19 protein-coding genes are annotated in these 23,161 nt (G+C 64.9%); 10 read left to right on the top strand and 9 right to left on the bottom strand.

Annotation, left to right across the window (positions count from 1 at the left end; all coding sequences use genetic code 11):
• Positions 1-118 precede the first annotated feature (118 nt).
• The 3 genes from QH276_RS16255 (at position 119) to QH276_RS16265 (ending at position 2,446) form a co-directional block, all read left to right on the top strand.
• Positions 119-1,234, top strand: coding sequence for an alcohol dehydrogenase catalytic domain-containing protein (locus QH276_RS16255; protein ID WP_280399768.1), 1,116 nt, complete (start codon positions 119-121; stop codon positions 1,232-1,234).
• Positions 1,235-1,239: 5 nt separating this feature from the next.
• Positions 1,240-1,887: a cysteine hydrolase family protein gene (locus QH276_RS16260; protein WP_280399769.1), complete on the top strand. Its 648-nt coding sequence runs from the start codon at positions 1,240-1,242 to the stop codon at positions 1,885-1,887.
• Between the two features lie 373 nt (positions 1,888-2,260).
• Positions 2,261-2,446 carry a hypothetical protein gene (locus tag QH276_RS16265; protein ID WP_280399770.1) on the top strand — a complete coding sequence of 62 codons (186 nt, stop codon included), beginning with the start codon at positions 2,261-2,263 and terminating at the stop codon, positions 2,444-2,446.
• A 54-nt stretch (positions 2,447-2,500) separates the two neighbouring features.
• Here the strand turns inward: QH276_RS16265 and QH276_RS16270 are convergent, their stop codons facing one another.
• The 6 genes from QH276_RS16270 to QH276_RS16295 form a co-directional block, all read right to left on the bottom strand.
• A complete protein-coding gene (locus QH276_RS16270) occupies positions 2,501-4,834 on the bottom strand; it encodes a glycoside hydrolase family 3 protein (RefSeq protein WP_280399771.1) in 2,334 nt (777 codons plus the stop codon).
• The gene (locus QH276_RS16275; protein ID WP_432278660.1) at positions 4,827-5,264 is read right to left on the bottom strand and encodes an FGGY-family carbohydrate kinase; all 438 of its coding nucleotides are present in this window, start codon (positions 5,262-5,264) and stop codon (positions 4,827-4,829) included. The genes QH276_RS16270 and QH276_RS16275 overlap by 8 nt, the downstream gene beginning before the upstream one ends.
• A gap of 196 nt (positions 5,265-5,460) precedes the next feature.
• Entirely contained in the window at positions 5,461-6,639 is a 1,179-nt protein-coding gene (gene xylA / locus QH276_RS16280) for a xylose isomerase (protein ID WP_280399773.1), read from the bottom strand.
• 416 nt (positions 6,640-7,055) lie between these two features.
• Positions 7,056-8,570, bottom strand: a complete 1,515-nt coding sequence (locus QH276_RS16285; RefSeq protein WP_280399774.1) for an MFS transporter — start codon at positions 8,568-8,570, stop codon at positions 7,056-7,058.
• Positions 8,571-8,717: 147 nt separating this feature from the next.
• Positions 8,718-9,497, bottom strand: coding sequence for a hypothetical protein (locus QH276_RS16290; protein ID WP_280399775.1), 780 nt, complete (start codon positions 9,495-9,497; stop codon positions 8,718-8,720).
• A complete protein-coding gene (locus QH276_RS16295; RefSeq protein ID WP_280399776.1) occupies positions 9,497-10,219 on the bottom strand; it encodes a hypothetical protein in 723 nt (240 codons plus the stop codon). The genes QH276_RS16290 and QH276_RS16295 overlap by 1 nt, the downstream gene beginning before the upstream one ends.
• Before the next feature lie 373 nt (positions 10,220-10,592).
• On the opposite strand from QH276_RS16295, the gene QH276_RS16300 reads away from it, so the two are divergent.
• From QH276_RS16300 to QH276_RS16315, 4 genes are all read left to right on the top strand, one after another.
• Complete coding sequence (locus QH276_RS16300; RefSeq protein WP_280399777.1) at positions 10,593-12,989, top strand: glycoside hydrolase family 3 C-terminal domain-containing protein; 2,397 nt, start codon at positions 10,593-10,595, stop codon at positions 12,987-12,989.
• A gap of 83 nt (positions 12,990-13,072) precedes the next feature.
• Positions 13,073-14,488: an MFS transporter gene (locus QH276_RS16305; protein ID WP_280399778.1), complete on the top strand. Its 1,416-nt coding sequence runs from the start codon at positions 13,073-13,075 to the stop codon at positions 14,486-14,488.
• Between the two features lie 25 nt (positions 14,489-14,513).
• Positions 14,514-17,015: an alpha-L-rhamnosidase gene (locus QH276_RS16310; RefSeq protein WP_280399779.1), complete on the top strand. Its 2,502-nt coding sequence runs from the start codon at positions 14,514-14,516 to the stop codon at positions 17,013-17,015.
• 168 nt (positions 17,016-17,183) lie between these two features.
• Complete coding sequence (locus QH276_RS16315; RefSeq protein WP_280399780.1) at positions 17,184-18,164, top strand: LacI family DNA-binding transcriptional regulator; 981 nt, start codon at positions 17,184-17,186, stop codon at positions 18,162-18,164.
• A 476-nt stretch (positions 18,165-18,640) separates the two neighbouring features.
• On the opposite strand, the gene QH276_RS16320 is transcribed toward QH276_RS16315, so the two are convergent.
• Positions 18,641-19,561, bottom strand: a complete 921-nt coding sequence (locus QH276_RS16320) for an FAD-binding protein (protein ID WP_280399781.1) — start codon at positions 19,559-19,561, stop codon at positions 18,641-18,643.
• Entirely contained in the window at positions 19,558-19,827 is a 270-nt protein-coding gene (locus QH276_RS16325; RefSeq protein WP_432278663.1) for an IS110 family transposase, read from the bottom strand. The genes QH276_RS16320 and QH276_RS16325 overlap by 4 nt, the downstream gene beginning before the upstream one ends.
• 28 nt (positions 19,828-19,855) lie before the next feature.
• Here QH276_RS16325 and QH276_RS16330 point away from each other — a divergent pair, with 28 nt between their 5' ends.
• The gene (locus tag QH276_RS16330; RefSeq protein WP_280399782.1) at positions 19,856-20,197 is read left to right on the top strand and encodes a transposase; all 342 of its coding nucleotides are present in this window, start codon (positions 19,856-19,858) and stop codon (positions 20,195-20,197) included.
• The gene (locus tag QH276_RS16335; protein ID WP_280399783.1) at positions 20,194-20,574 is read left to right on the top strand and encodes a hypothetical protein; all 381 of its coding nucleotides are present in this window, start codon (positions 20,194-20,196) and stop codon (positions 20,572-20,574) included. Before QH276_RS16330 ends, QH276_RS16335 begins: the two co-directional genes overlap by 4 nt.
• Positions 20,575-20,706: 132 nt before the next feature.
• Here QH276_RS16335 and QH276_RS16340 read toward each other — a convergent pair whose 3' ends face one another.
• Positions 20,707-21,180 (bottom strand): helix-turn-helix domain-containing protein, encoded by a 474-nt coding sequence (locus QH276_RS16340; RefSeq protein WP_280399784.1) that lies wholly within the window; start codon positions 21,178-21,180, stop codon positions 20,707-20,709.
• A gap of 63 nt (positions 21,181-21,243) precedes the next feature.
• Here QH276_RS16340 and QH276_RS16345 point away from each other — a divergent pair, with 63 nt between their 5' ends.
• Entirely contained in the window at positions 21,244-23,130 is a 1,887-nt protein-coding gene (locus QH276_RS16345; RefSeq protein ID WP_280399785.1) for a hypothetical protein, read from the top strand.
• The last annotated feature ends 31 nt before the right edge of the window (positions 23,131-23,161 follow it).

Below are 23,161 nucleotides of genomic sequence, written 5' to 3' on the forward strand. Positions count from 1 at the left end.
CCCGTCACAACTCAGTTTCCCACTGGATTGAAAACCTGTGGTTGCGATCACATCAGAGAGACTTACATAGATCAAGTCGGCAGCGACGCCGGCTCACGTATTCCAAGGAGTAAACACCATGGCAGGAACCATGCTGGCCGCGCGGATGCATCACGTCGGGGAACCGATGAGTCTCGACGAGGTGCCTGTGCCCGAGCCCGGTCCCCACGACGTACGGGTCTCGGTCCGCGCCTGCAACATCGTGCCCAACCTGGCCAACATTCTGCAGAACTGGACCACCTGGTTCCCGCAGAATCCGCTGCCCGCGCTGCCGGCGATCTTCGGACTCGACCCCGCAGGTGTCGTCGACTCGGTCGGATCGGATGTGCACGGGTTCGCCCCCGGCGACCGCGTGTACGTCAACCCCGGACGTTACTGCGGTGACTGCCTGTCGTGCCGCCGCGGCGAACACAACGACTGCACCAGCTACGCGTTCTCCGGCTACTTCGGCTTCACCGCCACTGCTCCGCGCCTGCTCGACCGCTACCCCTACGGCGGTCTCGCCGAATACATGATTGCCCCCCAGTACTCCTTGGTGAAACTGCCCGACAGCATCTCGTTCGAACAAGCGGCCCGATTCGGTTATCTGGGAACCGGATACGCCGCACTGCGCAAAGCCCGGGTCGGCACCGACACCACCGTCCTGATCAACGGCATCAGCGGCACACTCGGACTGGGCGTTGCGCTGCTGTCCTTGGCGATGGGCGCGACCACGGTCCTGGGCACCGGCCGTGACCGAGACCTACTTGCCCGAGTCGAGGCGCTGTCGCCCGGACGCATCCGGACCTTCTCCACTCTCGACGGCGCCATCGATTCCTGGGTGCACCGAACCCTCGGCGGTGGAGTCGACGTCCACATCGACGCGCTGGGCCCCGGTGCACCGCACGAGCCGTTCCAGCAGGGGCTGAAGTCGCTGCGCCGCGGCGGCCGCGCCGTCAACATCGGCGCCACCGCCGGCGAGGTACCGATAGACGTCCACCACATCATGGACCAGCAACTACAACTACTGGGCTCCTGCTGGTTCTCCGCCGGCGAAGGCCAAGCCATGGCCGCGATGGCCGACGCGGGACTGCTCGATCTCTCGATCTTCGAACACATCACCTACCCCCTGACGAAGGTCAACGAAGCCATCGGCGGCGTCGCCGCTCGCAACGGCGGATTCAGCAATTTCCTCATCACCCCGGCGCAGCGGTGACGACCATGACCGAATCACACCTGACCCTCGCTCCGTCCCGCACGGCCATGGTCAACGTTCACTGGCAGCACGATATCGTCACAGCCACCGGCGCCTTCGCGCCTTTCTTCGCCGAGTCCGTGCAACGCCACGACGTCGTCGCCACCACCCGCAGGCTGCTCGACAACTTCCGCGCGGCCTCGGCGCCCGTAGTTTTCGCCCGCGCTGCCTTCGCCCCCGGTTACCCCGAACTGATCCTCAACACCGGCCTCAACCACGCCATCGTGGATCTGGGCGCCCTCGTCGAAGGCTCACCCGGCGCACAGATCATCCCAGAGCTGACCCCACTGACCGACGAACCCATCGTCAGCCATCCCGGGACCTCGGCCTTCGCCACAACGCCCTTGGACTCGATCCTCCGCCGCGCAGGGGTCGACACCCTCGTCTTCACCGGCGTCGCCACCAACGTCACCGTCGAAGGCACCGCCCGCAGCGCGACCGATCTCGGCTATCAGGTTGTGATCGCCTCCGACGCGTGTGCCGCCGCCACCGACGAGGCGCACGATGCTACGCTCGCTACCTTCGAACTACTCGGACGCGTCGCGACCACGGGCCGGATCATCGAGGCACTCACCGACAATGGGGAATGTGTCCCTGTGGGAACGTTGCGCTGAACAGTCCCGTCGTCGACTGCTCGGGCAGGCCGACTCACCGTCTGAACCTGTTGTGTCTCCCGGGCAGTTGATGGTCATCGGCCATACGGTAGGTCTCTGACCGATCGGTAGCGAAAATAGCTCGGCGCGCCGGAAACCGAACTGTTTGTAGTACGCAATACTGGCTTCGAGAGCGCAGACGAGGTACGTGCGGACGCCGGGGATGGATTCAGCCGGTCGGTGATCAAGCGGGCGGGATAGCCTTGCTCGCGGGAACTCTGTTGGCCTGGCGCTGTTTCAATCGACGGCGGCGCCGCCGAAATGAGCCTGAAGGCTGCGGCGCTTGCCGCGATTCCCTGTGTGTCGCAAGTGCATATGGTGTTGGTCTCACGACATGGCGGAGGTAGCACTCATCGATCGATGGTCCCAGGTCAGCGAAACCCCACCGGTCATATGCGTGAAACAGGATCAGGTCCGCCTGTATGCCCAGTTCACCGAGCTGCGCGATGCGCCGCTCCAGATTGCGGAAGTACCCGGCCTCGGATCGTTCCACGTCGAAGGTGCCGCGGCGTACGCTTGACGGATGGCGAAGACGCCTTCTCGGGTTCGGGCCGAACCCGAGAAGGCGTGTGCGCTACCCGGATGAAGTCGATTGTGCCGCGACCATTTCGACGTCGGTCAGACGCCGTTCGGTGCCGGGTACCTCCCGTGCTGGGCCGGTCACGGTCACCGATACCTCCTGGACCACTTCGGTCAGTGATCGTCGGACGCTGACCCGCAGTTCACCCGGTTCGACGATGCGCCGTCCATCCCGACCGGTGAAGGAGAACTGGCGAGGAGGCACATCGAAACCGACTGTCGCCGTCTCGCCTGGTTCGAGCGCTACGCGCGCGTAACCCACAAGCTGGGCGAGCGGCCGGGTGACAGAGGCGACTGGATCGTGGACGTACAGCTGGACGACATCCGCCCCCGTGCGCTCGCCGCTGTTGGTCAGATCGATCGAGCACCGGATCGGCTGTGTCGTGTCAACCTCGTTGCTGGTGAATTTCAGTTGTCCGTACTGGAACTCGGTGTAGCTGAGCCCGTGTCCGAATGGCAGGGCGGGGGTAGGGTCGACAGAGCTGATCTGACTGTAGGCGGGCTTCCCTCCGAGGATCGGGTGGAGGTAGCTATAAGGCTGGACGGTGCCCGGTCCCGGCAAGCTCATGGGCAGGTGGCCCGACGGGTTCACCGCGCCGCCGAGCACGCCGGCGATCGCGCCCGCGCCTTCCTGCCCAGGGAAAAATGCTTGCAGAACGGCGGAGGCGTTGTCGAGAATCTGCGAGATTTGATAGCCGCGTCCGGTCATCAATACAACGATGGTGGGGGTGCCCGCCGCTAGGACCGCACCGGCGAGTTCCTGCTGTGCACCGGGAAGGTCGAGGGTGATCGAGTCGGAACCCTCGCCCGAGGTGCCACCACCGAACATCTCCGCCCTGTCGCCGAGGACGAGTACTGTCAGGTCTGAATCCGCTGCCAATGCCGCCGCCTCGGCAATGCCGGTACGGTCGTCGTCGTTTACGCCGGTACCGTGCGCATAGTCGATCACAGCACAAGGGAATTCGCTTGTTATCGCCTCGAGGACCGTTTTGGCATCTACGCCCAGCGGAACCTCGGGATACTTCTGTAGCAGGTGATTGGCGAAGGTATACCCGCCGAAGAGGGCTGTAGTTGTATCGGCGTTCGGTCCGATGACCGCGATATGCTGCGAACTGGCGGGATCGAGGGGGAGAACTCCGTCATTGCTCAACAGAACAATGGATTCTTCAGCTATGCGCCGCGCGATTGTCTGCGTGGCGCGGTTGTCGGTTTCGATCGGCCGGCGAGGATCTGGATCGTAATCATCGTCCAACATGCCCAATTCCGCCTTTTGCCGCAGCACGCGGCGAAGAGCACGGTCGACCAGCTTCTCGTCCAGGCCCCCGCTTTCGATCATGCGGACCACTGGATCGAGATATGCGACGCCTTGTGGCAATTCGACGTCGATACCGGCGGCAAGCGCTTGCGCCGCCGCATCCTCCAGGCCCGCGGCGACGCCGTGGTAGGCCTGAAGGAAAACGACGCTGAAGTAGTCCGCGACCACCGTGCCTGTGAAACCCCAATCTTCGCGCAGGATTTCGGTCAGGTAGAACGGGTCGGCCGTGACAGGGACCCCGTCGATCTCGGCGTAGGAATTCATCACCGACCTGGCACACGCGTCCTTGATCGCGACTTCGAACGGAGGTAGATGTACGTCTGCCATCTCGCGCGGCCCAGCGTGTACCGGTGCGGTGTTGCGTCCACCGCGCGAGTTCGAATAGCCGACAAAATGTTTGAGGGTAGCGATCACGCCGGCGGACTGTAAACCGCGAATATAGGCCGCACCGATGGTGGCGACAACATGGGGATCCTCGGAAATGCACTCCTCCACCCGTCCCCAGCGCTGGTCGCGGATGACGTCGAGAACGGGTGCGAGGCCCTGATGTATGCCGAGCGTGGCCATGGTGTTGCCGATGCCGCGTGACATCTCCTCGATCAGGTCAGGGTCGAAGGACGCACCCCAAGCGGGGGGTACCGGGAACATCGTTGCCTTCCACGCGGTCAGGCCGGTGAGGCATTCCTCGTGGACGATGGCGGGGATGCCGAAGCGCGTATTCTCGCGAAGCCAACGCTGTCGGGCAATCAACACCTCACGAGCTTCATCCGGCTCGACCGGGCGGGAACCGTAAGGGCGGGTGATCTGACCCAGACCGTGCCGGGCGAAGTCTTCGAAAGCCGCCCTCTCGGTGTGCAGGAGATCCTGCCCGGGTGCGACCGGGGGGCCGACGGTCTGCCAGAAGCCGACGAGTTGACTCAGCTTCTCGCGCAACGTCATTCGATCGACGAGGTCGTTCACACGGTCGGATAGGTCATCGCTGCGGTAGTCGCCGGGCTTGTTGTGGTCAGTCATCGGTCCTCAATTCCTTCACTGGATGTAACGGGGAGTCGGTACCTGTCGATTGATGTGGCTGCCGGTCTCGGCTGTATGAGGCGTACTGCGTGGCAATGCTCCGGTAGCGGCGGAGCACTTCCGGTGCCGGCGGTGTGGTGAAAATCTGGACCTCCGACAGTGCCCAATTCGGTGGGCGGGCGCCGCCCAGCAGCGTCCACGCGGCTTGGCGGGCCGCGCCGTCGGCCACGTACTCGCCCGGCGGCGGTACATCGACGGGCACCTCGCGTACCGAGGGAGCGATCTCACGGACCGCGGCCGATCGTGCGCCTCCTCTGATGAGGGCGACGCGGTCGACGGGCACCGATCGGCGGCGCAGGGATTCGGCCGCGTCGGCCATGTGACAGACCAAGCCCTCGACAGCCGCGCGGGCATAATTCGTTCGTGTCATCGTGGACGTGGTCATCCCGGACAACGAACCTGTCGCATAGGTGCGCCCCACCAGTGTTCGGGGTCGATCTCGGTGCCGGGTGGATGCGGCGCGCTGCCGTGGCGCACCAGTAGGCCCGACTCTGCTTCACGCACGACGACTTTGCATGACTGGGTGGAGGAGTCGACCCCAGCGACCAGCATCGGAGTGGGGTTCATCAGCCGAGCAGGTGGTCGATGGCCAATTGCTGCAACCGCACGAATCCGAAATCGCGTTCTGCGGCCTTGTTCGGGTCGAAATCTTCGTCGGTCGTGAGGAACTCGGTGATCGACTCGTCATTGCCGAGTGTCGGTTGCGCGAGTTCGAGGAGTCCGGAGTAGGTCATTGCCTCCTGCACTCGCGGGTCGTCGCGGAAGTCGCGCGCCTTCTCCGCGAGCGTCAAATACGTCGAGATGCAAGCTTTCGCTGATTCCCATACACCGGTCATGTGTTCGGTGCGGGAGGGTTTGTAGTCGAAATGCCGTGGGCCGGTGTACCGAGGTCCGTCGGGATGTGCGGGAAAACCGTTCTCGAGCAGGTCGACGGTGAAGAACGCCGAAATCAGGTCGCCGTGGCCGAAAACCAGGTCTTGGTCGTATTTGAGGCCGCGTTGGCCGTTGAGGTCGATGTGGAACAGTTTTCCACTCCACAGCGCCTGCGCGAGTGCGTGTGTGTAGTTGAGGTTGGCCATCTGTTCGTGGCCTGTCTCGGGATTCAGGCCGACGATGTCGTCGTGCTCGAGCTCGGCGATGAACGCGAGCGTGTGCCCCACCGTGGGTAGCAAGATGTCTCCGCGTGGCTCGTTGGGCTTGGGCTCCAACGCGATTCTCAGGTCGTAGGCCTGTTCCTTGATATACGCGGCAACGGTGTCCACGCCCTCTCGATACCGCTCGAGGGCGGCGTAGAGGTCTTTCGATCCGTCGTACTCGCTGCCTTCGCGGCCACCCCACATGACGAAGGTGCTTGCTCCGGCCTGGGCAGCCAGATCCACAGCACGAAGAATTTTCCGGAGTCCGAATCGGCGAATAGCGCGATCGTTTGCGGTCAGCACGCCTTCCTTGAAGACCGGATGGCTGAACGTGTTGGTGGTGACCATCTCGATTGTCAGGCCCGCGCGATCGGTCGCCTGCCGGAGGCGTCGCACGATCCGTTCCTTCGTGGCGTCATCGGCGTCGAAGGGGAATACATCGTTGTCGTGGAACGTGATTCCCCAGGCTCCCAACTCGGCCAGCCGTTGCGCATAATCCCATGGTGCGAGCGCCGGCCGGGTCGCGGTGCCGAACGGATCGGCTCCGGTCCATCCGACAGTCCACAGGCCGAACGAGAACTTGTCCTCTGGCGTGGGTTGACGGGTCACGGGGATTCCCTTCGTAAGGTCCGGGTGCTCACGCTCCAGTGAACTAGCACGAGATAGTAGCAGATCAGGACCTGTTCCAAACGGGCATCGGACTGGATGGGTGTGCGCCGGGCCGCTGTTGGGCTGGCCCGGTCTCGCCGCGGGACTGAGCACCCACGACGGAGAGTTGCTGTCGGCCGGAGTCGCTGCCGCGCAAGGATACACCGCCACCAAACTTTGACATCGGCTTCAGCGCTCGGCACAGGATCTTCACAACGACCGGGCAAGCCCACCGATCAGACTGCCGGCCTCGGCACCGGACGGTCCAATCCACTTGTCAGCCCGACCAGTTCCCCGGAAACGCGACCACAGTCTGTCCGGTTTCGGGTCGTCCAATTTCGGCATAGCCCGGCGGGCGACAGCCCAGGGTGGTTCCCCTACGCGATGGCGGCCTCGCCGACTTCGGCTTCGTCCAGACGTTTGATCCGGGGGATCAGCACTATGGAGATCAACACCACCACCGCGAGTCCGGCTACAAAGTAAAAGGCGTTGCGGTAGCCCGCGTCGCGATAGAACTGGGTGCCCTGCAGCACCGTGCCGCCGCGAGCCATCACAAGGAAGATGACCTGTGTGACCACGGCGGTCACGATGCCCTGGACCATGCCCTGCATACCATTTGCCAGGGCCTGTTCGTGCGGGCGTACCGCTTCGATGATCATGATCGGCGCGAGGGCCGCGGCGATACCGATACCGACCGCGACGACTGTGCCGGTTACTGCCAATTGGCTCGGCGTGTAGTGATACTGCGCCATCAACAGGTAGCCTGCGACGGTCGCGGACGCGGCCACTGCCAGGAGGAGTCGGGTGTCGATCCGACGTGCGAGAAACCCGGTTAGCGCGGCGGCGACGAGAATGATCACGCTGGCCGGCGCCCCGATGACGGCCATTCTCGTGGCGGTGTAGCCGAGACCGTCGGAGGCAGTGGGTATGGGCGGCATCAGGGCGAGCAGCTGTGTAATGGTTCCCGCGGTGAGTACGGTGCCCGAGAGCAGCGCAGTGACGGCGATAACCGACCATACCTCGCGCCGCCGTAATAGGGACGGCTGGAACATCGGTTCGGATACGGTCACTTCCACGATGAGGAAGGCCACCAAAGCCAGCACACCACCGAAGAGGAACGCCAGCGTCGCCGGGTCGGTCCAGCCCCAGGAGGACCCTTTTCCGACTCCATAGAGAACGGCGGTCAGCCCGCCTCCGAGCAGTAGGCCGCCCGACCAGTCGAAGGTTCGGTTCGGATTGCGCACTGGGCTTTCCGGCACGAACAACGCGAGCATCAGCAGGCTGACGGCCGTTGCCGCGACCAGGAACCACAGCACGCCGCGGAAGCCATGGTGGTCGAGCAGCCAGCCCGACAGGAACGGACCACCGAGTGCCACGAGCCCGACCGCGCCGCCGATCATGCCGCTGGCGGGGCCGACCAGGCCACGTGGGAAGACATCGCGTGCGATGGCGAAGACCAGCGCTCCCATGCTCAGGTAGATTCCGCTCAGGGCTTTTCCGGTCAACAGGAGTGCATAGTTCGGGGCCAGCGCGGCCAGAAGATCGCCCACCAGCCCGGTGGCCGTCACAATGATCATCACTCTGCGCTTGCCGAACAGGTCGGCCGCCTTGACGACGAACGGCATCAGGAATGTACCGACCAAGGCCGCGCTCAGGCTGAACCACGCGATTTGTGTTGTCTGGAAATGGATGGCTATCTGCGCTTGGGCGTTCCCGGCGAGTAGTCCGATGACCGAGAGCAGTTGGGCGGGCCAGATGAGAGAGATCAGCAACAGGGCATAGCGGGCGTTGCGGCCGGTGCCGCGACTTCCGTGCGGTTGCGTTGCGGTTGTGGTCACCGACTTGCCTTTCGATGGTTCGAGCGTGGCAATGACGGATGTGTCGGCCGACATTGCGACATAATCCGAGGGTGTCGGCTGCCGTGCGCGCGCAGCCAGGTCTGCCTGCGGCGACCGGTACGCGATGTGATGGCGCTGGGGGAGCCGGGATTCGAATTCCGGTCTCCGCCGGGCAGTTGCCACCCGGCGGAGACCAGCAGGTCAACCGCCGGAGCCGGCGGAGGAACCACTCTTGAACCCGTCGGCCGATCCCGAGGGCAGCCGCAGGTTGGCATCGGGCACCCCGGTGCCGTTCTCGTCGAGTAGTCCGTCCTGACCGGCGTACGGACTTTGTCCTGGAGGGGCCTGAATGGTGAGCAGGTATTTCCAGCCGGCGTCGGCCAGTGCCGCCCCGCCGCCGATCAGCAGGCCCGCGACGCCACCTGCTCCGGCGAAGGCGCCGATGGTGGCAGGCGCAGTGGCCAGGCAGGCGGGCCCCACGAGCAGGCACGAACCCAACCCGATTACTGCCCCGATTCCGGCCCCTATCACAGTGCCCGCGAACCCGCCGACGCCGAGATTGCGACCCAGGTCACCGGATAGTTGGTTGAGCGCCAGCTGATCTTCCATCGGGGAGGCCACCGGCGCTAACCCGGCTCGGTGCACCCCCGTGACATCCGGGCTCAGGGTCAGCGTGCGCTGGTCCGCGGAGATCTGCTGCCCGCTCCGGAACTGTTGGTTGTTCACGTGGAACGTCAAGGGCAGTTCCGTGAGCATCTCTCCCCGCGCGCCGAGAATCTGCACGGTGCGGCCGTCGGGGCCGGCGGCGAAGGTCGCCCCATTGAGCTGGGTAACTACCGAACTACCGGCGACTGTGGTGCGAAACTCTGGTGGCAACGGGGGCTGGGACTGTGCGGGAAGCGCCGTGACGGTGAGCGCGCCGATCGCCGTCAGAGCGGCTACCGCCGTGCGCCGGACCGGTCGGCCGCGTCCGGTGGCCATCACTGCGGTGTTCCCGGTGCCGGAGGGCCCCCTGGCTTGCCCTGTGTCTGCTCGGCATATTTGCTCGTTCCGGGCGGAGCGTTGAGCGTGGTGACGTATTCGAACGCGGCCGCGGCGGCGGTGGGGCCGCCGGCGATGATCAGCCCGGCGATTCCGCCGACCCCAGCGGTGAGGCTCATGATGGGCAGCACTGCGACGATACAACCGAGGCTAAGGGCCACACACGCGGCGCCGGAAAGCACTATGCCTACTCCGATTCCCGCGATCGCGCCGATCGCGGTGCCGACCAGCGTGCCGAGGGATGTGCTGATACTGACGGCATTGATGAGGTCATTCATCGCCAGCTGGTTCTCGAGCGGTGAGGCCACGGGACGCAGCGCTGCCCGGTTCAGTCCGCTGGTGTCGGGCGTAATCGTCAGCGTACGGCCGTCGTCGGAGATCTCTTGCCGGAGCGCAAGCCGTTGTCCGTCCAGTGAGTAGGCCAGTGGGAGGGTATCCACGACCTCACCGGCGGTGTTGCGGACCGCGACGGAGGCGTCGGCGTGCTGCAGAGAGAAGGTGCCCTGGTCGAGGGTGGTGACCACCGATTTGTCGACCAGAGCGGCCTGGTAGGCCACCGCCGCCGGCGGGGTGGGATTCGGGTCGGCGGATGCGGTGGACATGCCCACCACAACGGCCGTGGCCGCCAGTGCGGCGGTGAAAGTCGAACGGCAAATTCTCATCGAACTTCCTCATCGAAGTGGTACGCATCACTGCCTGGCAGCAGTGAGATGTGCGTCACTAGCACGAGGCAGTACCGTATCGCACAATGCGGACGCTGTCACGTGCTAGTCGCGGCCTTCGCTCGTGGGTGTACTTCCGCCGGGGCGCTGCGGCGGGACTTTCCGCCGACGCGGGCTGCGGCCTCTCGAATTCGTGGTGGGTGTTCGCCACGGTCCCCGTGGCTCGTGCGCTCGGTTCGAGCGTTACGGGCGATGTCGAATCATTCGGGGCTACTGCTGCAGGATGTTTGTGCCGTCGGGTGGAAAGCCCTGTCGGGCCGCGGGGGTTTGCTACGGTGACTAGCACGAGCTAGTCGAGAGGATTCGAACCTTCATGGACAAGACCGAAGAGGCGGCCACCGCGCCAGCCCTGACCCTCGCGCAGAAGATCGCGGTGGGCTCCGGAGCATCGTTTTGGCGGACCCGCTCGGTGCCGGGGGTCCGTTCGCTGATGCTCGCCGATGGTCCCCACGGATTGCGAGCCCAGGGGGAGCAGGAGGATCATCTGGGTATCGGGCCGAGCCGGCCGGCGACATGTTTTCCGACCGCAGGTGCTCTCGGCTCCTCGTGGGATGTCGATCTGCTTGCCGCAGTGGGCGCCGCGATCGGTGCCGAGGCGGTCGACCAGAATGTCGATGTCGTGCTCGGCCCCGGTGTAAACATGAAGCGAAACCCGTTGTGTGGCCGCAACTTCGAATACTTCAGCGAAGATCCTTTACTAGCGGGCAAGCTGGCGGCCTCGTGGATCCGCGGGGTGCAGTCGTCCGGCCCCGGCACTTCCCTCAAACATTTCGCCTTGAACAATCAGGAAACCGGCCGTATGACGACCGACGTGCGGGTGGACGACCGTGCACTGCACGAGTACTACTTGCCTGCCTTCGAGATCGCTGTGAAAGAGGCCGAGCCCACTACGGTCATGAGCGCCTACAACCGGGTGGAAGGCGTGTACTGCAGCGAAAATGAGCGGCTCATCACCGAGATCCTGCGTTGTCGGTGGGGGTTTCGCGGGGCGGTCGTCACCGATTGGGGTGCGATGAACGACCGGGTGGCCGCCTATGCAGCGGGTGTCGACCTGGAGATGCCCGGTATCGGTGGCGTTTCCGATGCCGAAGTGCATGATGCGGTTACCGCGGGACGGTTGAACGAACAGCTTATCGACGAGTCGGTGGAGCGGATGCGCCAGCTTGCGGTCCGCACCGTGGGCCGCAGCCGTTCCGCACCCGGCGACCTCTACGAACGGCACCACGCTCTGGCTCGCCGGGCAGCCACCGAGTGCGGCGTGCTGCTGAAGAACGAGAATCATCGGCTTCCACTGGCTCCGGGCATCCGGGTGGCACTGCTGGGCGAACTTGCCGAGCAACCCCGGTATCAGGGCGCCGGCTCCTCCCGAGTCACGCCGACTCGGGTAACCCGGATGCGCGAGAGTATCGCCGAACACGCCGAAGTCGTATACGCGGCAGGCTACCGGGCGTTGTCGGAGGAACACGACGCGGCGTTGCTGGCCGAGGCCGTGCAGCTGGCGGAGTCCGCGGAAGTCGTCATCGTCTGCGCCGGACTCACCGAGATCTCCGAGAGCGAGGGTTTCGATCGCGAACATATGCGTATTCCGGCCGGCCAGCGCGCCCTGCTGGACGCGTTGGCTCATCTTTCGGACCGCGTTGTCGTAGTTCTCATGGGAGGCAGTCCCGTCGAGATGCCGTGGGAAGCGAGCGCCGCGGCAATATTGCATATGCAGCTCGCGGGCCAGGCGGGCGCGGCGGGCGCGGCGGATCTGCTCTTCGGCACGGTGAATCCGTCCGGCAAGCTCGCGGAGAGCTATCCACTCCGCTACCGCGATGTCGTCAGCAGCGGATACTTCGGCGTGCGCCCTGAGCAGTCGCCGTACCTGGAGAGCATGTACTGCGGATATCGGTACTTCGACAGTGCGAAGGTACCGGTTCGGTATCCCTTCGGGTTCGGGCTGTCCTACACGGCATTCGAGTATTCCGGGCTGAGGGTGACGACCCACAGCGACCACCGCGTAGATGTCGTATTCACTGTGACCAACACCGGTGACCGAGAGGGGGCCGAAGTGGTCCAGCTCTACGTGTCGCCGCGTACCGGCGGTGTCCACCGGCCGGCACAGGAACTACGGGCATTCGCCAAGGTTGCGGTAGCGGCCGGTTCGGCCCGGGAAGTTTCCCTGCACCTGGACCGGCGCGCATTCGCGCACTTCGACCCGACCGGCCAGGACTGGGTTGTGGAGCGGGGCGAGTACGAATTGCGCGTCGCGGCCAGTTCGCGGGATATCCGGCTCACCGAGGTGGTGCAAGTATCGGGCGTGGAGCCGCGGCCGTCGACAGCGGCCGAGTGGTATCAACGTCCGGCCGGAGCACCGACACTCACGGACTTCCTCACGGTGCACGAGCCGTTTCCGCCGGTCTCCTCCCCTCGCAGAGGGGCCTTCGACCTCGGCAGCTCGCTCTTCGACCTGAAGGACGCCAGTCTTGCATGCCGCATCCTGTTCCGTGGGGTGGAGCGCACAGTCGCCCGGCGCGCCGGCCGCCGTGTCGACTACGACGATGTGCATTTCAGAATGCAGATGCACTCCGCCGCAGGGCTGCCCCTGCGCAACATGGCACGAATGAGTCAGGGGACGATGTCACCACGCCTCGCCCAATTCTTTGTCGACAGTGCGAACGGACACACAGTGCGCGGATTGTGGTCCCTGCTGCGGGGCGGCCCGGCGTGAGTTCCCGATCGGCGGGTACGCGGCCACCCGCTCCGTCCGGTGCGATGGGCGGGTTCTTGCAGTCCCCGCTGTGGGATTCGCGGGTGCGGTCTCGGGACGTGGGGCGCTCCGAGGCGTGGATCGGCTACCTGCTGGGACCGGCCGGGGCGCTGCTTCTCAACGCTGTGCTGGCCACCTATCTCAACGTCTACTACACCGACGTGCTGGGGTTGACCTCCGTCTGGGGTGGCACATTCCTCGTTGTCCTTCCGGTGCTCGCACGAGTGGTCGATGTGCTGACCAACCTCGCGATGGGTTATTTCATCGACCGGACTCGCACGCCGCAGGGCAAAGCGCGTCCGTACCTACTGTTGAGTGCACCGCTGCTGATGCTCACGGCGATCCTGCTTTTCACGGTCCCCCGAGCCGGAGAAACCGTGCAGGTGATCTGGATCTTCGTCTCCTACAACCTGTTCTATGCACTGGCATACACGCTGTTCAGCATGAGCCATGGCCTAATGGTGCCATTGTCGACGAGGAACATGGAGCAACGCGGCAAGCTCTCGGTCTTCGTCCAGATTTCCACAATCGCGGTTTCGGGCATCTTCGTGGCGCTCGTTTTCCCGGCGGTGATCTTGCCGGTGATCGGCATCGACCAGGGCCGGTGGATCGCGGTGATGAGCGTGTTCGCGATCCTTGCACTTCCACTCACCCTGCTGCAGTACTACTTCACCAAAGAACGAATCAGTGAGGAACAGGACTCCGGCGAGGAGCCGATCGGGTACGCGCGGCAGTGGCGGGCGATCGTAGGCAGCCGCTATCTCGTTGTCCTGTTTGCGGTCGTGCTCCTGAACACCTTCACCCTCGGCGTGCAGAACATCGCGCTGGTCTACTACAGCAACTTCGTGCTCGGCACCTACAACGACGGATCTACCCAAGCATTATTGGCCGTGATCGGCGGACTGCCCATGGGGATCGGGATCTTCGTGGTGTGGCCGTTGGCAAAACGACTGGGCAAACGCAACATCACCAGCGCCGGCGTCGTCCTCACGCTCCTGGGCAGCGCGATATGCCTGATCGATCCACACGATATGGCGACCGTGCTCGTCGGACAGTTCGTGAAGAATGTGGGTAGTCTGCCGATGGCCTATGTACTGCTAGCCCTGTTCGCGGACACTCTCGACGACCTCGAATGGCGCAACGGCTTCCGGCCCGACGGGGTGGCCATGTCGGTGTTCAGCACCATCAGTATCGGTGTGGTCGGGCTCAGCACCGGTCTGTTCAACGGGCTGCTGGCCGGTGTCGGATACTCCGCACCTCATGTCGGCGAAACGGGGGAGCTGATCAGTCGGCAGTCTCCGGAGGTCCAAGACATGATCACCTTCGCGTTCCTCGGACTCGGCATCGTCACCGGTGTCATCATGCTCGCCCTGCTGGCTTTGCTGAACGTGGAAAAAGGACTGCCCGAGAAGCAGTCCGAGATCGCCGCCCGGCATCCGGACCGAAACGAAAGTGAGTAGATATGTCCAACATCGAGGTGATCAAATGACGACCGCGTCCTCAGTGGGCCGGCCGGGTGTCTTCGTGACGCCGGATTTCGATCTTGGCGAGGCAGGGCCCGCGCCGTACTTCCGCCGCGAGTTCGACGTCGCGCACCGGCCGGAGCGTGCGATCCTTCGTGTGACGGCCATCGGTCTGGTCGAACCGCATCTCAACGGCGCTCGGGTGGGCGATGAGGTGCTGGCTCCCGGATGGACCGCCTATCGCCATCGTGTGCAGGTCTGCACCTATGACGTCACGGACCTCATCGAGCCCGGAAAGAATGTGGTCGGTGCGGTCGTCGGCGAGGGCTGGGCGGTCGGCCGGGTCGGATACGACGGACGGAACCACCACTACGCCGACCGGCCGGCCCTATTCCTCGAACTGGAACTCGACCACGGTGGGCACCGCGAGATCATCGCTACCGGTCCGGAATTCACAGCCGCCACCGGTGCGGTGACAGCCCATAGCCTCTACGACGGCGAGACCCACGATGCCCGGCTCGAACCGAGCGGTTGGAGCACACCCGGATTCGACGCCAGTGGCTGGCATCCGGTGACCGTCTTCGACTGGAGTACCGACACACTGGTCGACCCCATCGGTCCGCCGATCCGCCGGATCCAGCAGCTCGCGCCGGTATCGGTGACAGCCCGTCCAGGCGACCGCTACATCGTCGACTTCGGCCGGATCGTCACCGGTTGGACACGGCTCACCGTAGAGGGTGCGACGGGAACAACGGTCACACTCCGGCACGCCGAGGTGCTGCGCGACGGCGAAATCGACACCGCCACATTGCGGACCGCGCGGGCCACCGACCGCTACGTTCTGCGGGGGGAGGGCATGGAGACGTGGGAACCACGCTTCACTTTTCACGGTTTCCGCTACGTCGAGGTCGACGGATGGCCCGGTGAGCTCGGGCCGGAATCGCTGGTGGCGGTCGTTGTGCACAGCGAGATGATCCGGACCGGCTGGCTGGAGACCTCCGACGAGCAAGTGAACCGCTTGTACTCCAACGTGGTGTGGTCGATGCGGGGCAACTTCGTCGGGGTCCCCACCGACTGCCCGCAACGTGACGAACGGCTCGGCTGGACCGGTGATATCCACGCTTTCGCGCCGGTGGCCGCCTTCCTGTACGACGTGCGCGGCGTGCTCGGATCGTGGCTCGCGGATCTGGCAGCCGAGCAAGCGCATCAGGGGGAGGTCCCGTTCGTGGTTCCGGACGTGCTCGATACTCGTTCGCCGCAGACGGCACTGTGGGGTGACGCCGCAGTCGGGGTGCCCTGGGCACTGTATTGGGAGTACGGCGAGGTAGAGATCCTGCGGCGCGCGTACCCCTCGATGACGATGTACGTGCGCGACGTGGCGGGACGCTTGGATGCGAACGACCTGTGGAGTTCGGGATTCCAGTTCGGTGACTGGCTCGACCCAGACGCCCCGGAGGATCGCCCTTCCGAAGCGAAAACCGACCGGCACCTTGTCGCGCAGGCATACTTCTGCAGGGCCGCCGGGCAAATGGCGCGCACCGCCCGGATTCTCGGCTTCGATGCCGACGCCACGGAGTTCGAGGAGCTCGCCGCCCGAGTCCGGGCCGCTTTCCGGCGCGAGTACGTCACCACGTCCGGGAGGGTTGTCGGCGAGACAGCGACTGCCTACGCGCTGGCTGTCGCTTTCGAACTCCTCGACGCGGATCAGCTCGGCCGCGCCGGCCACCGGCTCGCCGAGATCTCCGCGCGGAACGGATACCGGATCTCCACCGGCTTCGCAGGTACACCACACGTACTACCGGCCCTGACCACGGCCGGACGGGCAGAGGACGCGTATCGCACCTTCCTGCAGACCGAACTGCCGTCGTTCCTGTATCCGGTGACCATGGGCGCCACGACGATCTGGGAGCGGTGGGATGCCATCCGCCCTGATGGCAGCCTGAACCCCTCCGGGATGACCTCGCTCAACCACTACGCCTACGGCGCCGTCGCCGACTGGATGCACCGGACCGTGGGCGGGCTCGTAGCCGTCGCACCCGGATACCGCGCGGTGCGAATCGCACCACTGCCCGGCGGTGACCTTACGCATGCGACCCTGACCCACGACACCGCCCACGGGCGCTTCCGGGTCGCCTGGCGGATCTCCGACGGTGTGATGTCCGTAGCGGTAACCATCCCGGACGGAGTCGATGCGACAGTGGTGCTGCCACATGATCCCGAGGGCCGGGTCGTGACCGTGGACGGGGGCGAACATCGGTGGGAATACAGCCTGCCACAGGCCCCCGATGCACCCGGATACACGATGGATACCCCGCTGCGGACTCTGGCCGACGACTCGCAAGTGTGGGCCGCCCTGACAACAGTGTTCGGTAAGCACTTCCCGGGCGTGCCGATCGATGGCAAGGCTCCCGAAGCCGCGGCGATCTCCCTGAACACGTTGCTCGAGTATGTCCCGGGTGCCTCGGCGGAACTGCAGGCCGATCTCGTGGCGGCGCTCGGTCCCGGTGCCGGCGGGAGCCAGTGATACCCGCAGACCGACAGCTAACTCTCGCCCGAAGAACCCGCGTTAATCGGCAGAAGCCTGATTTGCCGACGTAACAGCAGGCCACGCCGAGGGGCGATGCTATCTGCACGTGCTAGTGTCCGGAAGGCTGGATCGTGTGACCATCCGGTGCTTCGGGAGGTATTCGGAATGCCGACGACCAAAAAACGTGTGACCGCCGCCGATGTGGCCCGGTCGTTGGGTCTTTCGCGTGCCACCGTCGGTTTCGTTTTGAACAACACGCCGGGACAGACCATTCCGGAGGCCACCCGCCGGCGTGTGCTCGCCGAGGCCGAACGACTCGGTTACCGGCCGAACGCGGCGGCCCAGGCGCTGCGGCGAGGCAGCACCCGGCTGGTGATGCTGCTGCAACCGGACTGGCCGGTCGAGACCAGCATGTCCGAGTTCTTCGAGGAGGTCTCCTACCACCTCGAGCGAGCCGGATATACGCTCGTGCCCTACACGCGCCGGGTGGGTGACCGGGCGCGGCCGCTGTGGGAGGCGCTGCATCCCGACGTGATAATCGGGCTCGGGGAGCTCGACGAGGCCGAAGTGCGCTCGGCATACGAGAGTGGGGTGCGTACGGTTGTCACCGCGCCGCTCGAAGCATCGGCGGCGGTGGCTGCCGCCGGAGCCGGTCACCAGGTCAGGCACCTGCACGAGCGAGGGCATCGTCGGCTGGCCTACGCGCTTCCGGACGACCCGCGCCTGGCCGACTTGGCGGCGACCCGTCTCGCTGCCGCACGGGAAACGGCGCGTGACCTCGGCCTGCAGCTTCCGGATGCCCGGCAGGTCGGTAAAGCGGGTGAGGGTTCGGCTGCCCATGCGGTCGAACACTGGCGGGACAACGGAATCACCGGGGTGATCGCGTACAACGACTACACCGCCGCGTTGGTCGCTGGAGCCGCCTTTCGCGCGGGGATCGGCGTGCCGGCCCCACTGGCAGTGATCGGACACGACGACACCCGGTTCGGTGAGGTGTTCGTCCCCGCGCTGTCGAGCGTGCGCATGGAAATGGGTGGGCTTGCCCGCTATGTCGCCGAGCTTGCGCTGCACGGCGCCGGGTACAGGACAACGGCTCCACAGCCCGTTACGCCGGGGTTCACCGTTGTCCACCGCGAATCCACTTGAGTCGCGTTGCGGCGGGCAATCATCCTCAAAGTGCGGTCGACCCCGACTGCGATCGCGGGTGTTGGGCGTTGCTACCCGGCAGCCGGTCGGGCGGTGGCGGTGACTCGACATCGCCTCGTCCACCGATTACAGGTGATGTAAAACGCTCATAGCAGGTTGGCGCGGCGGCTTTTACTAGGAAGTGCCGACCGAAGACGCTGATATCCATACCTGGTTAGCGGCTCCTGCGGCACCGACAACGACGAAATCGTCGATATCATGCTCTTGCGCTTCATTTGACCGGGGATCGGGAAGATGCATGCGCGTGGGTCGCCGATGGAGATCAGGGCGGCCAACCGGTGATGCCATGTACCCCGTACCTCTGCTCGCGCCGCAACCGAAGCGATACACGAGCTGGATCCATCCATCGTTCAATGTCTCCGCGAAGTCGGCCATCGTTCCGATCCTGCACGTGGAGACGATACTGCTGGCGGCGCTCAGCGGCCCCGGTTCGCTGCGTGGGCACCCGCGATCCGGCCGAACACGATCGCATCAGCGATATGGAAACCGCCGTCTTTTGCCCAGCTGTAGGTCGAGCTCACGGTGCCGGCCGCATAGAGACCGTCGATCGCTGCGCCCGACCGGGACAACACTCGCGCGTGCTGGTCGCGGCGCGGGCCGCCATTGGTCCACGCCAGGACGGGTGCACTCTGATAGGCGTAGAACGGGGGCGCGGTGACCGGGGTGAGAGTCGCCGGGGTACGGCCGAAGAGATCGTCCCGTCCTGCAGAGCAGGCGCGGTTGTACTGTTCGACCGTGGCGGTCAGGGTGGTCGGGTCCACGCCGATACGGCCGGCCAGTTCCGCGAGGGTATCGGCGCGATGAATCCACCCGGCGGCGATCTCCGCACTGTTGTCCGCACTCCACTGGTACCCGTCCATCAGCACGTGCCAGCCGACGGCCATGACCTCCGCGTTCGGGCTGATCGGGCCGGCGGCCCTCGTCCGCTCGTCGAAGACGACATGCATCGGCTGCTTGGGGTGCAACTCGTAGCGGCCGTCGATCAGGGCTTGACCGTGACCGCTGGGGACACATTCGTCGACGAACCGGCGGCCGTTCTCGTCGACCCAGATATATCCGCGGGAGTACACGAACATGGCGAAGAATCCGTGTCTCGATCCCGGCCGGGCGATTCCGTTGACCGTCATCATATTGTCCATATGCCACAGGTCTGCGCCCACTTGCTCGGCCATGCGCAATCCGTCGCCGGTCGCGGCGGTGCTGCCCCATACTGGTACGTCGTGTAACCCGAGATGGGTGCGCACGAGTTCCGGATCCCCTTCGAAACCACCGGTCGCCAGGACGACGCCGCCACGTGCCGTGATCCGCCGGCCGGCGGCGGTGACCACGCCGGTCACCGCACCCGTGGGATGACATGTAGAGCGTAGTTGAGCTGACGGTCGCCGGCGCGGGAGAGCCGGTGGCGGCGAGCGTCTCCGGAGGACACTTCGATCGGGGCGACACCGCCATAGGAGACGAACGCGGCGGCGGATAGGAACCGGCGGATGTCGCTGGTGTGTGCGAGGATCTTCGCGGCTACCACGGTGCCGACGCCATGGATGGTGGTGAGGTGGATGCGTGATTCGGTGACGACGGCGTTGAGTGACTCGGTCGCCAGGTCGATGCGGCTATCGAGCTAGCGAAGTTCGCCGATGTTCACGCCCAGACCGCAGGGCGGCGGGACCGCGCCGGTGGACGAACGCGCAGTGTTCACCCCGAAAGAGTTCCGCGACGACGTTGTCCGGGTCGCTCGCAACCGAGAACCCGGCCAACAGCTCAAGCAGATCGCCGCCGACTTCGGGATCAGCGAGTCCTGCCTGGCCAACTGGACCAAGCAGGCCGATGTCGAGGACGGCATCAAATCCGGAACCACTACGACCGAGAACGCCGAACTACGCGAAACGCGGAAACGGATCCGATTGCTCGAGCAGGAGAACGAGGTGCTTCGCCGGGCTGCGGCGTATTTGTCGCAGGCGAACCTGCCGGGAAAATGATCTACCCGCTCGTCCGTGAGCTGGCCGCCGACGGGATCCGCGTCGCGGTGACGTGCAGGGTCCTCGAAATCGCGCGCCAACCGTACTACCGATGGCTCGTCGACCCGATCACCGACGCCGAACTCGAGCAGGCATACCGGGCAAACGCCTTTTTCGATGCGTACCGCGACGACCCCGAATTCGGGTACCGGTTCCTCGCCGACGAGGCCGCTGACGCGAGCCAGCCGATGGCCACGCGGACCGCGTGGCGGATCTGCTCGGCCAACAAATGGTGGAGCAGTTTCGGCAAGAAGCACGACACCAAGGACCGCCGATCGGACGACGACCTCGTCGAACGGAGGTTCATCGCAGAGGCGCCGAATCTGGCGAGTGTCTGATCAGCGGCGGATCTCGATGATCAAGGGAGAGAAGCCAGCGACATGGCTGCTGACGCTTACGACGCTGGACCGCACCACAATCCTTGCGGTGCCGTAACGCACATCAACCGACCCCCTGAAGGTGCCCGCGTGCTATGGCGAGTGTCCCTGCTCACCGGCGCCGCTGCCCGCATTGCCTGAATTCTCGCCTGGCGTCCGGTCCAGAAGTGCGTCGAAAAGATCGTCCAGGAGCATCAGTGTCCGACGTGCCGCTTCGTCACTGCCCAGATCGTCGGCGAGAATGCCGGCCAAGGAAGGCATGCGGCGCGGAGTGGCGCTCTGCAACATCGGGGATGGGCCGATGACCGTACGCCTGCGGTCCGATTCATCGGTACTTGTCACGAGCAGACCCCGCTCGACCAGGCTCGCGATGCATTTGGACACATAGCTCTGTGCATAACCGGTGCGGGCAACAACATCGCCGACCGTGCTGTTCGGGTAAAACATCACGTCACTGATGATCAATCCCTCTGCGGGACTCGGTCGTACGTCCTCTGGTTCGAGTTGCACCTGCCGGGAAAGCTCGACCAATCGTCGCCCCAGGCGGTGCAATCGTTGCCGGTCCACGGCTGTTAATCTATCACTAGAGATGTATCTATGGGGATGCATTTGGCTTTGGAGGACATCGGCATGCGATCGACGCGTACAGCCGGCGCCGGCATCGGTGCGTTGCTGCTGACGGTAGCCCTGCTGGTCGGCTGCTCTGCCGGTACAACCGATCCCGCACCGACTGGGCAGGCGTCGGTTGGTGAACCGGTCTCGATCCGCGAATTGCCGCTGCCACCCACCGCCCCGTCGGACCGAGCCGGTTCGTGTGCGCATCCCACCGGCTGCATCGATGGCGGAGACCGCGGTATCGCGGAAGGGCCCAGCTACACCTGGGATGCCGAGCATGTCTTGCTGCCGATTCGCTATTCCGGTGCGCCCGCCGCTCCGGACCCTCGCCACGTCTTCAGCGGGGACCAGGTCATCGTGATCAAGACTGATGGGACCACGTTCGCCAACGGCGAAGCGTGGCGATGCCTCACGTGCGGCGTCACCGATGCCGCCCGCGCCAACCGGCAGCAGCCCGGATCTTCCGGCGCCGGTGAGATCCTCGTCGACCATCCACAGGCGTTCCGTGACGGAACGCGCATGCTCATCGGTACCAACGTCTTCGACTGCGGGACGCACCGCTTGGTGGATACGTGTACGCCGGACAAGGCCACGATCTACCCCATCGCGCCGCACCGGCCGGGATCGATCATGCGTGAACTCCGGCTGCATCCGGACGACAGGCATCTGGGGTTCAGTGAACCGAGTCTGATCAACGGGGTTTTCGTCGACCAGTTCGCGGTGGTGAGCGGGCTCACCTTCAACCGAGCGGCCGCACGCTACGAACTGACCGAGGTCACCTATCTCCTCCCGAACGCGTCCGAGTCCCAGGGATTGATCGAGCCGGTCCCCGGGGAACCCACCCGGCTGCGCAGGAACGAGCCCACGGCGATGATCGGAGAGTTCCGCGGCTTCACCCACGACGGGAAGTCGGCGCTGGGTATCGGAACCTATGACTCGTGGAACTTCGACCTGTTCGTCACCGACCTGAAAACCGCTGGTTCTCGACGAGTTTCCTTGGATCCCGCCTACACCGACCCGTCGAAGACCTCGCCCGACGACGACTGGATCGTGTACATGGACGGCCGTGTCAGTGATCGCCTGCACTTTGCCGGTGCACTACCGGGTGTACCGCCGATCGTCGATCTGGTGAACACCGGAGCAGTCCAGTTCTTCTACAACAACGGCCACCGCCGCTTCTTTCAGCCGTATATCGCACGAATCGATGACCCGGGCAACACTCGACAGCTCAACGCGTGCGACGATCCGACACCGGGGAGCGGCAGCGTGTGCGACCCGCTGTGGAACGGTCGCGCTGATCCGGCCTGGTCTCCGGATGGAACGGCTATCGTCTACTGGCAGGCCATGGCAGTGCCGCCGGCATGCGGCCCGGGCCAATCCACCGCACCCAGCTGTCCGACGTCCGCCGAACCCGGCGGCCGCGCAACCCGGCTCATGATCGCCGAACTGACCGATCGACAACCACACGAACCCCCGCCGGTCGAGCCGTTCGATATGGACCTCCCCTGGGCAACCCGGGCGGAACCCGGGCAGCCGCTACCCACCCGCCCGCACCTACCTGCGGGCACCTATACGCTCGATGGCGACGTATCCGGCAAAGCCACGGTGGTGGTCACCGAAAATGCCGAAGGCACCGCGATTTCACGAATCGTTGTCGACTACGACGACTACTCGATCGACGGAGACAACGTCGTAAACGGTACGGAGTCGGCTACCTCGGCGCCCTACACCTGGCATTCCGACGTGACGCTCAGCGGAACGCACAGCGGATCGAGGTCCACCGGGCGGGATGGTTTCGTGGTGACACCGCCGAGCAAATCCGGTGAGCGCGCCACCCTTACCGGCGAGTTGATCACGGTTATCGACGGTCGGACCTACACTTCTCCCCGCACCGGGGAATGACTCCCGTTCAACAGTCCGGACTCTGAACCAA

The organism is Nocardia carnea, from assembly GCF_029869215.1.
Classification (GTDB): Bacteria; Actinomycetota; Actinomycetes; order Mycobacteriales; family Mycobacteriaceae; genus Nocardia; species Nocardia carnea_B.

What these genes read in the sequence shown, in the direction of transcription:
- QH276_RS16330 (WP_280399782.1), top strand. Translation starts at nt 19,856, where the DNA reads ATGTTCACGCCCAGACCGCAGGGCGGCGGGACCGCGCCGGTGGACGAA.
- QH276_RS16285 (WP_280399774.1), bottom strand. Translation starts at nt 8,570, where the DNA reads ATGTCGGCCGACACATCCGTCATTGCCACGCTCGAACCATCGAAAGGC.
- QH276_RS16260 (WP_280399769.1), top strand. Translation starts at nt 1,240, where the DNA reads ATGACCGAATCACACCTGACCCTCGCTCCGTCCCGCACGGCCATGGTC.
- QH276_RS16310 (WP_280399779.1), top strand. Translation starts at nt 14,514, where the DNA reads ATGACGACCGCGTCCTCAGTGGGCCGGCCGGGTGTCTTCGTGACGCCG.
- QH276_RS16290 (WP_280399775.1), bottom strand. Translation starts at nt 9,497, where the DNA reads ATGGCCACCGGACGCGGCCGACCGGTCCGGCGCACGGCGGTAGCCGCT.
- QH276_RS16295 (WP_280399776.1), bottom strand. Translation starts at nt 10,219, where the DNA reads ATGAGAATTTGCCGTTCGACTTTCACCGCCGCACTGGCGGCCACGGCC.
- QH276_RS16275 (WP_432278660.1), bottom strand. Translation starts at nt 5,264, where the DNA reads ATGACACGAACGAATTATGCCCGCGCGGCTGTCGAGGGCTTGGTCTGT.
- QH276_RS16315 (WP_280399780.1), top strand. Translation starts at nt 17,184, where the DNA reads ATGCCGACGACCAAAAAACGTGTGACCGCCGCCGATGTGGCCCGGTCG.
- QH276_RS16255 (WP_280399768.1), top strand. Translation starts at nt 119, where the DNA reads ATGGCAGGAACCATGCTGGCCGCGCGGATGCATCACGTCGGGGAACCG.
- QH276_RS16265 (WP_280399770.1), top strand. Translation starts at nt 2,261, where the DNA reads ATGGCGGAGGTAGCACTCATCGATCGATGGTCCCAGGTCAGCGAAACC.
- QH276_RS16270 (WP_280399771.1), bottom strand. Translation starts at nt 4,834, where the DNA reads ATGACTGACCACAACAAGCCCGGCGACTACCGCAGCGATGACCTATCC.
- QH276_RS16300 (WP_280399777.1), top strand. Translation starts at nt 10,593, where the DNA reads ATGGACAAGACCGAAGAGGCGGCCACCGCGCCAGCCCTGACCCTCGCG.
- QH276_RS16335 (WP_280399783.1), top strand. Translation starts at nt 20,194, where the DNA reads ATGATCTACCCGCTCGTCCGTGAGCTGGCCGCCGACGGGATCCGCGTC.
- QH276_RS16345 (WP_280399785.1), top strand. Translation starts at nt 21,244, where the DNA reads ATGCGATCGACGCGTACAGCCGGCGCCGGCATCGGTGCGTTGCTGCTG.